This is a genomic window from Bacillus sp. MT(2024) (genome assembly GCF_036362845.1).
GTDB classification, from domain to species: domain Bacteria; phylum Bacillota; class Bacilli; order Bacillales; family Bacillaceae; genus Bacillus; species Bacillus velezensis.
Genome location: NZ_CP143632.1, coordinates 3,225,773 through 3,237,642 on the forward strand (window position 1 = coordinate 3,225,773; position 11,870 = coordinate 3,237,642).

Genomic DNA, 11,870 nt, shown 5'->3' on the forward strand with positions numbered 1-11,870 from the left:
ATAAAACCGCCCCCTATTTAAATTAAATGAAAGAAAGCAAAAAAAAGTAAACTACTCCTTTCCGACTAAGATTCCGCACTCCTTATGTCCCGGATTTGCCGGAACAAAAAAAGACCCTCAACCGGGATATCAGGTTTACAGGAGCCGCTCTTTCTTTCACTTATATACATGACTGCAGGTCAAGTCAGGAGGTGGCTGACAATGGATCAGGTTTTTATAGAAGAAGCGGTCAGACAGATCGGCAATCTCGGCTTTCCGGCTCTGATTGCCATGTATCTTCTCACACGGTTTGAGAAGAAGTTTGACGCCCTGATCGAACTGATGACGGAACTGAAAGAGCAGAAAATGAAAAATTAATTTTCACACGAAGTTGACTTTTCATCGGAACGCATCACTTAACAAAGCAGAAGGGAAAACGAAAGGCCTTTCACATTCTCTTTCTGAAAAAACAAAGCTTGAGAGGAGACGATTTACATGTCAAAAGAAAACAACTGCAATATCCCGCAGCCGATCAGAGGAGACAAAGGGGCGACCGTCACGATTCCGCGCAATCTTGAAAGAGACCGCCAAAATCCGGATATGCTGACGCCGCCGGAAACGGATCACGGCACAGTGGATAATATGAAATTCTCTTTCTCAGATGTGCACAACCGGCTGGAAAAGGGCGGATACGCGCGTGAGGTGACCGTTCGCGAGCTGCCGATTTCTGAAAATCTGGCATCTGTCAACATGCGTTTAAAACCGGGCGCCATCCGTGAACTGCACTGGCATAAAGAAGCCGAATGGGCATATATGCTGACGGGCAAAGCGCGGGTCACGATCGTTGATGAACAGGGACGCAGTTTTATCGATGACGTGAAGGAAGGAGATCTGTGGTACTTCCCGTCAGGCCTGCCGCACTCCATTCAGGCGCTGAAAGAAGGCTGTGAATTCCTCTTGGTGTTTGATGACGGTTCCTTCTCAGAAAACAGCACATTCCAAGTGACTGACTGGCTTGCCCACACGCCGCTTGATGTCATCGCCAACAACTTCGGGGTTTCAGAAAAAGACCTCGCCGGCCTGCCCGGGAAAGAAAAATATATCTTTGAAGAGCCGGTTCCCGGGAAGCTGAAAGATGACATTGTGGAAGGCCCGAACGGCGAAGTGCCTTATCCGTTCACTTACCGCCTGCTGGATGAAGGTCCGACTGCTGAGACGGACGGCGGCAAAGTATATATCGCGGATTCCACAAACTTCAAAGTGTCCAAAACGATCGCTTCAGCGCTTGTCGTAGTCGAACCGGGCGCAATGAGAGAGCTGCACTGGCATCCGAATACGCATGAATGGCAGTATTATATTTCCGGTAAAGGGCGGATGACGGTTTTTGCATCGGACGGCCATGCAAGAACATTTAACTATCAGGCCGGGGATGTCGGTTACGTTCCGTTCGCAATGGGCCACTATGTGGAGAATTTGGGGGATGAGCCGCTCGTCTTCCTGGAAATCTTCAAGGATGACCACTATGCCGATGTGTCCCTGAACCAATGGCTTGCCATGCTTCCTGAGAAATTCGTCCAGCAGCATCTGGATCTGGGCAAAGACTTTACGGATATTCTTTCGAAAGAGAAACACCCTGTCGTCAAAAAGAAATGCTGATGATACACACCCGACTTGCAGAGTTCCGTCTCTGCAAGTCTCCTCTGTGTGAAAAGGAGCTGAACAGATGATCAATCAAAACGGGACGAAAATGTTTTTTCTTCAGGTGCTCCGGTATGCCCTGGCAGCCGCTGCTGTATTATTCGGGTATTTCATCGTGATGATGGCCGTATTTTCATTAGCCGGGACGAGCTACGGATCGATGGCGTACGTCCTGCTTTTTTCCGTGCTTTTTATTCTTCTCGGTTTATGTTTTGAACCGCTTGAACGGCTGATGATACATAGCTTTACCTTTTTTGGGACGGGCAGGCTGCCTTTTCTCCTTTTAGCCGGCACCGTTCAGCTGCTGTTCCTCTGGATGACTGCGTATACGACGGATAAACTGATTGAAAAGATTTGGCTGTCAACGACGGAGGAGCTGATTGTGGCGGGGGTTTTTTTCGTTTTGGATAAATGCGTCTCCGGACAAAAGCAGCCCCGGGCGCACTAAAAAACGCAGGCCGGAATGGCTCTGCGTTTTTTTTTCATCTTACCGTTGCGTTTTCATGCCGGATTAAATCGTAGGTTAAGCAGACCGGTTTGTTCGTGCGCGGATCTTTTACAATCTGTGCGTCAATTTGAAACACGTCTTCCAATATGCCGGGAGTCATGACTTCCTCCGCCGTTCCTTCCTTGATGACGCGCCCTTTTTTCAGGGCGATCATGTAATGGGAAAAACGGGCGGCATGGTTCAGATCGTGAATGACCATTAAAATGGTGCGGCCCTGCTCCTTGTTTAATTTGTCCAGCAGCTGCAAAATTTCAAGCTGATGGGCGAGATCTAAATAAGTGGTCGGTTCATCAAGAAGCAGCAGCTCCGTTTCTTGAGCGAGCGCCATGGCGATCCACACACGCTGCCGCTGTCCCCCGGAAAGCGCTTCGATCGGCCGGTCGTAAAATTCGGTCATTCCCGTCTCTTCAAGCGCCCATTTGATCATGTCACGGTCTTTATCACTCAAGCGGCCCATTCCGGACTGATGCGGAAACCTGCCGTAAGAAACAAGTTCGTACACCGTCAGCCCGCTCGGCGCTTCAGGCGTCTGCGGAAGGATGGCCATTTCCTTGGCGATGTCCTTCGTGGATTTTTGCATGATCGCCTGTCCGTTTAAATAGACGGCGCCGGATTTCGGTTTCATGATTCTTGACATCGTTTTGAGAACCGTCGATTTTCCGCAGCCGTTCGGACCGATCAGCGTTGTGATTTTTCCTTTCGGGATGGCGATATCCAATTCTTTCGCTATCAAACGGTCGCCATAACCGACAGTAAGCTGTTCCGCCGATAATGAGTTCATCGCGGCAGTCTCCTTCCTCTATTTCGTTTTCATCAGCAAATATACAAAATACGGCGCTCCGAGTACGGAAATCACCAGGCCGACGGGAACTTCGGACGGTGCAAGCACATTTCTCGCCAGCGTATCGGCAAGCAGAAATAAAAATGCTCCGATCAAAGCTGAAACCGGAATAAGCGTCTGGTGGCGCGGCCCGGTAAGCCTTCTGGCCAAATGCGGCGCAATGAGTCCGAGAAAAGCGATTCCGCCGGCTGCCGCAACACATGACGCGGTCAGGGCAACGGCGGACATCAGCAGAACGCGCCGCTCCTTTTCAACCCTGGTGCCAAGCCCCGCCGCCAGCTGATCACCGAGCTGGAGCACATTTAAATACCTGGCTTTATAGAGGCTGAACGGTAAAAGAACCAGCAGCCACGGCAAAATGGACAGCACCATTTTCCAATTGGCGTTCCAAATCGAACCGGAAATCCATACAAGCGCCTGCATGAAATCCCGCGGGTCCATTTTCAGCTGAAAAATCAAGAGAAGCGCATTAAACCCCGCATTGACGCCGATCCCGACCAAAACGAGCCGGACAGGTGAAACGCCTTTTTTCCAAGCCAGCACATAGATGAGCAGCGCAGCCAGAAAAGCTCCCGCCAAAGCGCTCACCGGAAGCAGCCATGTACTGGCCATGCTTAGATCAACAGCTGACCCTTGGAAAAAGAAGATAAACAGAACGACCGCCAAAGACGCCCCGGCGTTAATACCGAGAATGCCCGGCTCCGCCAAGTCATTTTGAGACACGCTTTGAAAAATCGCGCCTGAAACCGCGATTCCTGCGCCGACAAGCAATGAAAGCACCATGCGCGGCAGTCTGAATTCAAATAAAACGAGCTGATCCCGGGCATCCCCCTGTCCGAAAAAGACACGCATCGTATCAAGTGGCGCAATCCGGATCACACCCATGTTTAAGCTGATAAAAAAGACGATGCATATGAGCACAAACGTAACGGCCATGACCGCCAGCGGTTTTTTCGATTTTACATTCATTACAGCCCTCTCCTTTCCCTGCGCGCCAAATAAAAGAAAAAGGGAACGCCGATAAGGGCGGTTAAAGCGCCGACCGGTGTTTCAAACGGCGCATTGACGAGTCTTGCGGCAATATCACTGAAGACTAACAGAACGGCGCCGAATACCGCCGAACAAGGAATGATCCACCTGTAATCTACCCCGACTAAAAATCGGGTGATATGCGGAATCACCAAGCCGATAAAAGAAATGGCTCCGGCGACTGAGACTGAAGCCCCCGTCAAGAGGACAACGACAAACATTCCGATTACTTTCACAAGCGATGTGTACTGCCCGAGCCCTTTGGCCAGTTCCTCACCCAAGCTCAGCACCGTCACTGAGCGCGCAATCAGAAATGCCAGCAATAGTCCGATAACACCGGCCGCCAACAGCAGCTGCACGCCTTCCCATTTCACGGAAGCCACTCCTCCGGCATACCAGAACTTCACATCCTGGGCGACATCAAAACGGATCGCAATCGCGCTTGAAAGCCCCGTTAAGAAATAGCCGACTGCCGTACCGGCCAGCGCGAGCTTCACCGGTGTCAGCCCGCCTTTTGAAAACAGGCCGATGCCAAACACAATAAGCGCTCCGATTCCCGCTCCCGCAAAGGACCACAAAACAAGTCCCGCCGCAGACAGACCCGGAAAAAAAGCAAATGCCAATGCGATCGCAAATCCTGACCCCGACGTCACGCCCATAATGGAAGGCTCAGCAAGCGGGTTCCGCGTCAGCCCCTGCATAATCGCTCCGGACACAGCTAAAAAAGCCCCGACGAGCGCGGCGGCGGCGGTTCTCGGCAGCCTCAGATCGCGTATGATTTGATGAGATGTATTTTGCGGCTGAAAGTGAAAGAGAGCATCCCACACCGTCCGCAGATGAATATCGGCAGCTCCGATGGAAACAGACAGAGCCGCGCCGATCAATAAAACCGCAATACCGGCACACAGCAGCACAGCCGCTCTGAATGAACGCGCCGTCCACTGGATTTCACTCCCTGATGCCCCTTGAGCCGTCATTGTCTGTTTCTTTTTCAATAGACCCAACACTCGTTCTTCCTTTCTCAAAACAAGAATGGTAATGATAATGATTATCAATGACTTGTTTCAGTATAGCACTTTTATCTTCTCTTTTAATAGACCTAATTTCATATAAAAAAAGAAAGTTTTTCTTAAAAAAGAGCGTGCTTCTCTATGAAAGCAGTGATATAATCACACTGATAATGATTCTCTTTATCACTAATTTTTATGAAAGAAGGAATGTCAGATGTTCCATACATACAAGAAAATCGGCGCAGCGCTGATTGCCATGCTGCTCATCGCCGCTTTGGCCGCATGCGGCAATTCTTCAGACACGAAAGGTTCTTCTGAAAAAGAAGAAACCATCACGTATAAAGCCGAAAACGGCAATATTAAAATTCCGAAGCACCCGAAACGGGTCGTCGTCATGGCTGACGGCTACTACGGCGACTTCAAACAGCTCGGCATCAATGTTGTCGGCGCGCCGCAAAACGTATTTAAAAACCCTTATTACAAAGGGAAAACAAAAGGTGTCACAAACATCGGCGACGGCACGTCCGTTGAAAAAATCATTGACTTAAAGCCGGATTTAATCGTTGTCTGGACGACACAAGGCGCCGACATTGAAAAACTGGAAAAAATCGCGCCGACAATCGCCATTAAATATGACAAGCTCAGCAACATTGATCAATTCAAAGAGTTTGCGAAAATGACAGGCACTGAAGATAAAGCAGACAAATGGCTGGCTGAATGGGATAAAAAAACCGCTGCCGCTAAAACAAAGGTTCAAAAAGCGGTCGGCTCAAAAACCATCTCCATCATGCAGACAAACGGAAAAGACATCTATGTATTCGGTAAAGACTTCGGCCGCGGCGGAAGCATTATTTATGACAAACTCGGGCTGAAGGCCACAAAACTGACGCAGGAAAAAGCCATTAATCAAGGGCCGGGCTACGCCAGCATTTCACTCGAGAAACTGCCTGACTTCGCGGGAGACTACATCTTTATGGGGCCATGGCAGGCCGGCGGTGACGACAAAGGCGTGCTTGACAGCTCAATCTGGAAGAACCTCGATGCCGTCAAACAAAACCATGTCTACCGCATTGATCCGATCGGCTTCTATTTCTCAGACCCGATCTCACTTGAAGGCCAGCTCGACTACATCACAAAAAGCTTAACGAAGTAACCCCGAAGCCGCTGTCACAGCGGCTTTTTATTACGCCTAAAACTTGACAAGAAAATTTATTTATGCTATAATTTACATTTTTGGATTAACATGTATAATAAGATTCTCCCGGCCGGAGATTGATGTAAATAACGGAGGATCTTTATATGAAAGAAAACAAGGCGAGTATGACTTCCCTGCTGTCCGCTTTCGGAAGGGCGTACCACAGTAAATACGACACCCCGGTGATATTTGATGATTTTTTGGCACAAGATCTGATTTCTGAAAAAGAGCATTCGGACATCCGCGATCATCTCATTCAAGGTATATCATTTTTCAGTAAAGACATGGCACAGAGGCTTCAAGGCCAACCGGATGTCATCTTAAAATGGGTGACTCAAGTACAGCTGTCTCCTACACCGTTAGCCCGTGCCGCATATTGTGAAGAAATGCTTTTGAATGAAGTGAAGCTCGGGGCCAAACAGTATGTCATCCTTGGCGCAGGACTGGATACTTTCTGTTTCAGACATCCTGAAGTGACAAACGCCTTAGACATATTTGAAATCGATCATCCCGCTTCACAGGAAGACAAAATAAACAGATTGAAACATCTGAATCTCGACATTTCCCATCATCTTCATTTTGTACCGATGGACTTCGCCGCTTCGCTTTCTTTCAGCCGTCTGTATCAGGAAGGTTTTTCACGCCAAAAAACCTTTTTCAGCCTGCTCGGAGTGTCATACTATCTTACGAAAGAGCATCTCGCCCGCCTGCTCACACAATTATTTGCCGAAGTCCCGCCGGGAAGCTCTATCGTGTTTGATTATGCAGATGAGTCGCTTTTTGAAGAAAGAGGACTGTCAAACAGAGTGGAAAACATGGTGAAAATGGCTGCAGCAGGCGGAGAACCGATGTTATCGTGTTTCAGTTATAAAGAAATCGAAAAAATATTAGAATCATCAGGTCTGCTTATTTTTGAACATGTATCTCCGGCGGACGTCAATGACCGTTTTTTCAGCGGACGCACTGACCATTTAACCGCATTTGAGACCATTCATTATATACACGCCGTCAAAAAGTAATCCGCTGCCGCCAACAAAAAAAGACATCTCACAGACGTGAGATGTCTTTTTTTTGTCATACCGATTGTCTGTTGTTTGCAAATTTCTTTGAGACGAAAGGATATAACAGCAAACCGACGAAAAACAGCCCGATACCGAGAATAAAGGTCGTTAAATCGGCCGTTCCGGTAATAATGACGTAAAAAGAATAAATGCAGGCAAGGATGGCGATGATACCGTCTCTTACTCTTGAGCCCTTTATCTCGTCATACGTTTCACCCGTAAAAATGAGCTTCAGGCTGTAAAACGCTGACACGAGATACGGAATCAGATAAGCGAGCGTCGCCGCCGTTGTTAAAAACGTAAACGCGTCACTGATCGTCCGGGAAATAACCGAAAAGATAAAGATCTGTGACATTACGTTCGTTACGATTAACGACACAACCGGGCTTCCCTGTTTATTCGTTTTTGCAAAAGCAGCGGGAAAGTCTCCTGATTTCGCCGCTTGATACGGAACTTCAGAACCGAGAAGAATCCAGCCGAGCATCGTTCCGAACAGACACAAAATCGCCAGAATCGCCATAATGACGCTTCCCGCGCTGCCGACGATCGCGTACAATACGTCAACAAACGGTTTTTCCGAGCCGACAAGCTTACCATGCGGAAGCACGCCCATCGTAATCAATGTCACGATGATATAGATGCTGAGCGCGATCAATAATCCGGTAATGGTGGCGCGTTTCACGTCGCGCTGCGAACGGGCGCGCCCGGATAAAATGACTGCCGATTCAATTCCGACGAACGCCCATAATGTTGAAATCGCCGCATTGTGGATCTGTCCGCCGATTCCCTCAACCGTGTGAGGACCTGTTTGAACTGGAAAATAAAAATGATCGAAAAACGACGTTTGAAATACAAACAAACCTGCAATGATAAAGAAGATAAATCCTAATACTTTTGAAAACGTCGTGACGAAATTTAATTTACTCGCACCGTTAATGCTGGTGACGAGGATCGTGTGAGTGCCCCATAATAAAACTGTACATACGGCAAACGTCAGCAGCTGGCCGAGCGTAACCGCCTGACCGCCGATCGAAAACATTTCACGCTTATCCGTTAAAATCGGGAAAAATGATGTTAAATATCCGGCAAGGCTCGTGATGATCGCCACGTTGCTGATCCAGCTCGCCACCCAGTAGCCCCACACCATCGTGAAGCCCGCTGCATTCCCTTTTTTCCGATCGCTGAACAGCGCACGCGCATAGCTTTGCGGCCCCGCCGTCAGCTCAGGCTTGCGGATGGATAAGTGGCCGAAGACCATCGCGATCATTAACACACCGGCTCCCGTTAAAAGCCATGCCGATGTGGCGCCGAACGGGCTCGCGATTTTTGCGAGCGTACTCGGAAGCGAAAAGATGCCCGAGCCTACCATATTTCCTACGACAAACGCCGTTAATAACCAAAAACCCCATTTTTTCGTCTGTTCCATTCTTGTACCTCCTGGTTGTTCATTCGTACGGACCAGACCCCGAGACCATATTTACACGCAAAAAAAGCCTGAACAAAAGTCCATGCTTAAAGAAACACACACACCCTTGATCTCCGGATAGCCCTCCGCGAAAAAGCACGCGGCAGTCCTGCACTTATTCAGATACAGTCCCAGCATAAAGAAGGATCGGCTTTCTTTACACTTCGGCGCTGATGCCTTTAACACATGTTTTGCGGCCCCTTATCAGCCTGGCATGTGCGACTCATCATCAAGCGCAACCTCTACCTCACCGAGAAAGAGTGAGGATTTTTATCATTCAATTCTACTCAGAGGTTATCAGAGATAAAAAGATCTGTCAAAGGGAAATATTAGACGGAAAACGGATAGAGCGTTCGCCCTACCCGTCTTATATGGTCAGCGGTTGTTTTTTTTCTTTTGAACAGCTTCTTGAAGCGGATCGTCTTTCAGCGCTGCACTGGCGTCGTCAAGCGCGCCTTGAATGACGTTTTTGTTTTTATCGCTGTTTTTTCCTTTTTCTTTGTTAAAGAAAGCCATCTGTATCACCTCTTTATCAAATATAGGTACACCTATAATGTGTCTTTTTCCGCGGCAGAATATGCGGAATCCGCGTCTCCTTCCTTTTGGCGGAACAGGTAAAGTTTGTTGATCAAACATGCATTCTCTTGATATATTTGTAATTCAGGGGATTTTGGCAAAAATAAAAAGGAGAAGCGAAAAATGACAGGAAAAACACACATCATGGGAGGCATCGCTTCTTGTTCCGCAATTGCGTATTATTATGGGTATGATCCGGTCCTTATGACCTCAGCGGGTGCCCTCGGGGCGCTGATTCCCGACATATGCCATACGAAAAGCAAAATCGGCAGAACGCTGCCCGTTCTGTCCAAGATCGTAAGCACGGTGTTCGGCCACAGAACGTTTACACACAGCCTGCTGTTTATGCTTATTATGTTTTTCATTACGGCAACCTATATTCCGAATCCGAGCATTTCCGCCGGACTGATGATCGGAATGGCAAGCCACCTTGTGCTTGACGCATGGACCGTCAACGGCATTAAACTGCTGTTTCCGTCCGCCATCCGCTTCCGTCTTCCCCTTTATATGAGAACGGGGAGCTTTTCGGAGCAGCTTGTGCTGGCCGGCTTAACGATTGTATCCTGCTATTATTTATACGAACTGGTTCACGGCCGCATCTCTTAAACAAAAAGCGTCTTTTCGCTTTTAGGGTGAGGAGTCATACATATGAAGAAAACCTTTTTCAGCAATCAGTGGTTTTTATGCCTGTCCATCCTGTTCATGTGGATGAAAACCTATGCCGTGTATAAGCTCGGTTTCGGTCTGCAGAACAATTCGGTTCTTGAGGAATGTCTGCTTCTCATTAATCCGCTGAGCTTCATTGTGCCGCTGTTCGGCATCGCCCTCTTGCTGACGGAAAAAAAACAGCGAATCTTTCTGCTTTCGGCAAATGTGATGCTGACGGGAATTTTAATCGCGAATACGGTGTTTTACGGGTTTTATATTGATTTTATCACCATACCGGTTTTGTTTCAGGCAAGCAATATGGGTGATATGGGAAGCAGCGTCCAAGAGCTGTTTCACCCGCTTTATATCGCTTTATTTTTGGATATTGCGGTTTTGTTTTATCTTGGTAAAAGGCATAAAGCCGATCAAGGAAAAGCGGGCGCCCGTACCGTTAAAGCGTATGCGTGGGCATCAGCCGGCCTCATGCTGTGCAACCTTGCGCTGTCTGAGGCCGAGCAGCCGAAGCTGTTCAAGCACCCTTTTGATCGTGAAGCGCTCGTAAAAGGAATCGGCCTGTTCCACTTTCATTTGTATGACACCATTTCGCAGACGCTGAATGCAGGGGCTAAAGCGTTTGCCGATGAAGACAGCCTTGCGGCGGTCGCGAATTACACTCAAGCCGGCTACAGCAGGCCGTCTGATTCAAAATTCGGGCTTGCAAAGGGGCGCAATGTGATTTTTGTTACGCTCGAATCAACACAGCGTTTTGTAATGGATGAGCGGGTCAACGGACGGGAGATTACCCCGTTTTTAAACAAACTGCGAAAAAAAAGTTATGACTTCACTCATTTTTATCAGCAGACTGAACAGGGAAAAACCTCAGATTCAGAATTCATTACTGCGAATTCGCTGTATCCGTCTTCAAGCGGCGCCGTTTTTTTTACAAAAAGCGGCCACCGGTTCAATACGATGTACCATATGTTAAAAGATCATCAATACTATTCAGCCGTTCTGCATGCCAATCATAAAGCCTTTTGGAACCGGGATGAGATGTACGGGGCATTCGGAATCGACCGTTTTTTCGACGCGGATGAATTTAAGGTGACACAGGAAAATTCAACAGGCTGGGGCCTGAAAGATAAGGAGTTTCTCGAACAGTCAGCGGAAAAATTAAAGAAGCTTCCGCAGCCGTTTTACGCAAGCCTGCTGACTTTGACCAACCATTTTCCTTTTGAAATTGATCAACAGGATCAGCTCATTGAGGAACCGGACACAAGCAGCGAGTTATTAAACCGCTATGTGACGACGGTCCGCTATGAAGATGAGGCTCTGAAACACTTTTTCAAGAAGCTGAAAAAAGAAGGGCTGTATGACAACGCGATGATCGTCCTGATGGGAGATCATTACGGTATATCCGAAGCCCATAATCAAGGACTTGCCGAATTCTTAGGGAAAGAGGAAATCACTCCGTTTGATACGGTTCAGCTTCAGCGCGTGCCGTTTATCATTCATATTCCCGGGGTGACCGACCGTGCGCCGGAAACGATTGCTTCGGCCGCGGGACAGGTTGATGTAAGGCCGACGCTGCTTCACCTGCTCGGCATTGAAACGAAAGGCAGCATTCAGTTCGGCAATGATCTGTTTTCCGGAGAGCGGACACCGTTTGCGGTGCTGAGAAACGGCAGCTTTATCACGGATGACCATATTTATACGAAAAATACGTGTTACAGCCGCAAAACCGGTGAACCGCTTTCTGACATGAGCGCGTGCAGCGATGAGAAAGAAAAAGCGGAACAAGAGCTGATGCTTTCCGATAAAATATTAAACGGCGACCTGCTGCGGTTTTATAAGCAATAAAAA

The 11,870-nt window shown here is 48.2% G+C and carries 12 protein-coding genes and 1 riboswitch; of the genes, 7 read left to right on the forward strand and 5 right to left on the reverse strand.

The annotated features are described in order from the left end of the window. Positions 1-201: 201 nt before the first annotated feature. The 3 genes from VP472_RS16140 (at position 202) to VP472_RS16150 (ending at position 2,125) form a co-directional block, all read left to right on the forward strand. On the forward strand, positions 202-357 hold the full coding sequence (locus VP472_RS16140) for a YvrJ family protein (RefSeq protein ID WP_003151774.1): 156 nt from the start codon (positions 202-204) through the stop codon (positions 355-357). A gap of 117 nt (positions 358-474) precedes the next feature. Then, the gene (locus VP472_RS16145) at positions 475-1,635 is read left to right on the forward strand and encodes an oxalate decarboxylase family bicupin (RefSeq protein ID WP_007410043.1); all 1,161 of its coding nucleotides are present in this window, start codon (positions 475-477) and stop codon (positions 1,633-1,635) included. Positions 1,636-1,702: 67 nt separating this feature from the next. Beyond that, complete coding sequence (locus tag VP472_RS16150; protein WP_003151772.1) at positions 1,703-2,125, forward strand: regulatory YrvL family protein; 423 nt, start codon at positions 1,703-1,705, stop codon at positions 2,123-2,125. Between the two features lie 34 nt (positions 2,126-2,159). On the opposite strand, the gene VP472_RS16155 is transcribed toward VP472_RS16150, so the two are convergent. From VP472_RS16155 to VP472_RS16165, 3 genes are read right to left on the reverse strand one after another with little or no spacing between them, the layout of a single operon-like run. Beyond that, positions 2,160-2,966 (reverse strand): ABC transporter ATP-binding protein, encoded by an 807-nt coding sequence (locus VP472_RS16155; protein ID WP_032858139.1) that lies wholly within the window; start codon positions 2,964-2,966, stop codon positions 2,160-2,162. Positions 2,967-2,984: 18 nt separating this feature from the next. Next, positions 2,985-3,995: a FecCD family ABC transporter permease gene (locus VP472_RS16160; protein WP_025853867.1), complete on the reverse strand. Its 1,011-nt coding sequence runs from the start codon at positions 3,993-3,995 to the stop codon at positions 2,985-2,987. Then, a complete protein-coding gene (locus VP472_RS16165; protein ID WP_172401312.1) occupies positions 3,995-5,032 on the reverse strand; it encodes a FecCD family ABC transporter permease in 1,038 nt (345 codons plus the stop codon). The genes VP472_RS16160 and VP472_RS16165 overlap by 1 nt, the downstream gene beginning before the upstream one ends. Before the next feature lie 247 nt (positions 5,033-5,279). Between VP472_RS16165 and VP472_RS16170 the strand changes: the two genes are divergently transcribed. Both VP472_RS16170 and VP472_RS16175 read left to right on the forward strand, forming a co-directional pair. After that, the gene (locus VP472_RS16170; protein ID WP_012118425.1) at positions 5,280-6,218 is read left to right on the forward strand and encodes an iron-hydroxamate ABC transporter substrate-binding protein; all 939 of its coding nucleotides are present in this window, start codon (positions 5,280-5,282) and stop codon (positions 6,216-6,218) included. 146 nt (positions 6,219-6,364) lie between these two features. Beyond that, complete coding sequence (locus VP472_RS16175; RefSeq protein ID WP_146275485.1) at positions 6,365-7,279, forward strand: class I SAM-dependent methyltransferase; 915 nt, start codon at positions 6,365-6,367, stop codon at positions 7,277-7,279. 55 nt (positions 7,280-7,334) lie between these two features. Here the strand turns inward: VP472_RS16175 and VP472_RS16180 are convergent, their stop codons facing one another. Then, a complete protein-coding gene (locus VP472_RS16180; protein ID WP_070082356.1) occupies positions 7,335-8,747 on the reverse strand; it encodes an amino acid permease in 1,413 nt (470 codons plus the stop codon). Positions 8,748-8,857: 110 nt separating this feature from the next. After that, positions 8,858-9,039: riboswitch (Lysine riboswitch) on the reverse strand. A 122-nt stretch (positions 9,040-9,161) separates the two neighbouring features. Then, positions 9,162-9,302 carry a small acid-soluble spore protein SspJ gene (gene sspJ / locus VP472_RS16185; protein ID WP_003151760.1) on the reverse strand — a complete coding sequence of 47 codons (141 nt, stop codon included), beginning with the start codon at positions 9,300-9,302 and terminating at the stop codon, positions 9,162-9,164. Between the two features lie 183 nt (positions 9,303-9,485). Here sspJ and VP472_RS16190 point away from each other — a divergent pair, with 183 nt between their 5' ends. Together VP472_RS16190 and VP472_RS16195 are read left to right on the forward strand one after the other, a co-directional pair. Further along, positions 9,486-9,968, forward strand: coding sequence for a metal-dependent hydrolase (locus VP472_RS16190; protein WP_003151759.1), 483 nt, complete (start codon positions 9,486-9,488; stop codon positions 9,966-9,968). A 42-nt stretch (positions 9,969-10,010) separates the two neighbouring features. Next, positions 10,011-11,867 carry an LTA synthase family protein gene (locus tag VP472_RS16195; protein WP_146275487.1) on the forward strand — a complete coding sequence of 619 codons (1,857 nt, stop codon included), beginning with the start codon at positions 10,011-10,013 and terminating at the stop codon, positions 11,865-11,867. Positions 11,868-11,870: the final 3 nt, after the last annotated feature.

Bases quoted from the DNA above. Each gene is read 5' to 3' on its own strand.
- VP472_RS16140 (WP_003151774.1), top strand. From the start codon at position 202: ATGGATCAGGTTTTTATAGAAGAAGCGGTCAGACAGATCGGCAATCTC.
- VP472_RS16145 (WP_007410043.1), top strand. From the start codon at position 475: ATGTCAAAAGAAAACAACTGCAATATCCCGCAGCCGATCAGAGGAGAC.
- VP472_RS16150 (WP_003151772.1), top strand. From the start codon at position 1,703: ATGATCAATCAAAACGGGACGAAAATGTTTTTTCTTCAGGTGCTCCGG.
- VP472_RS16155 (WP_032858139.1), bottom strand. From the start codon at position 2,966: ATGAACTCATTATCGGCGGAACAGCTTACTGTCGGTTATGGCGACCGT.
- VP472_RS16160 (WP_025853867.1), bottom strand. From the start codon at position 3,995: ATGAATGTAAAATCGAAAAAACCGCTGGCGGTCATGGCCGTTACGTTT.
- VP472_RS16165 (WP_172401312.1), bottom strand. From the start codon at position 5,032: ATGACGGCTCAAGGGGCATCAGGGAGTGAAATCCAGTGGACGGCGCGT.
- VP472_RS16170 (WP_012118425.1), top strand. From the start codon at position 5,280: ATGTTCCATACATACAAGAAAATCGGCGCAGCGCTGATTGCCATGCTG.
- VP472_RS16175 (WP_146275485.1), top strand. From the start codon at position 6,365: ATGAAAGAAAACAAGGCGAGTATGACTTCCCTGCTGTCCGCTTTCGGA.
- VP472_RS16180 (WP_070082356.1), bottom strand. From the start codon at position 8,747: ATGGAACAGACGAAAAAATGGGGTTTTTGGTTATTAACGGCGTTTGTC.
- sspJ (WP_003151760.1), bottom strand. From the start codon at position 9,302: ATGGCTTTCTTTAACAAAGAAAAAGGAAAAAACAGCGATAAAAACAAA.
- VP472_RS16190 (WP_003151759.1), top strand. From the start codon at position 9,486: ATGACAGGAAAAACACACATCATGGGAGGCATCGCTTCTTGTTCCGCA.
- VP472_RS16195 (WP_146275487.1), top strand. From the start codon at position 10,011: ATGAAGAAAACCTTTTTCAGCAATCAGTGGTTTTTATGCCTGTCCATC.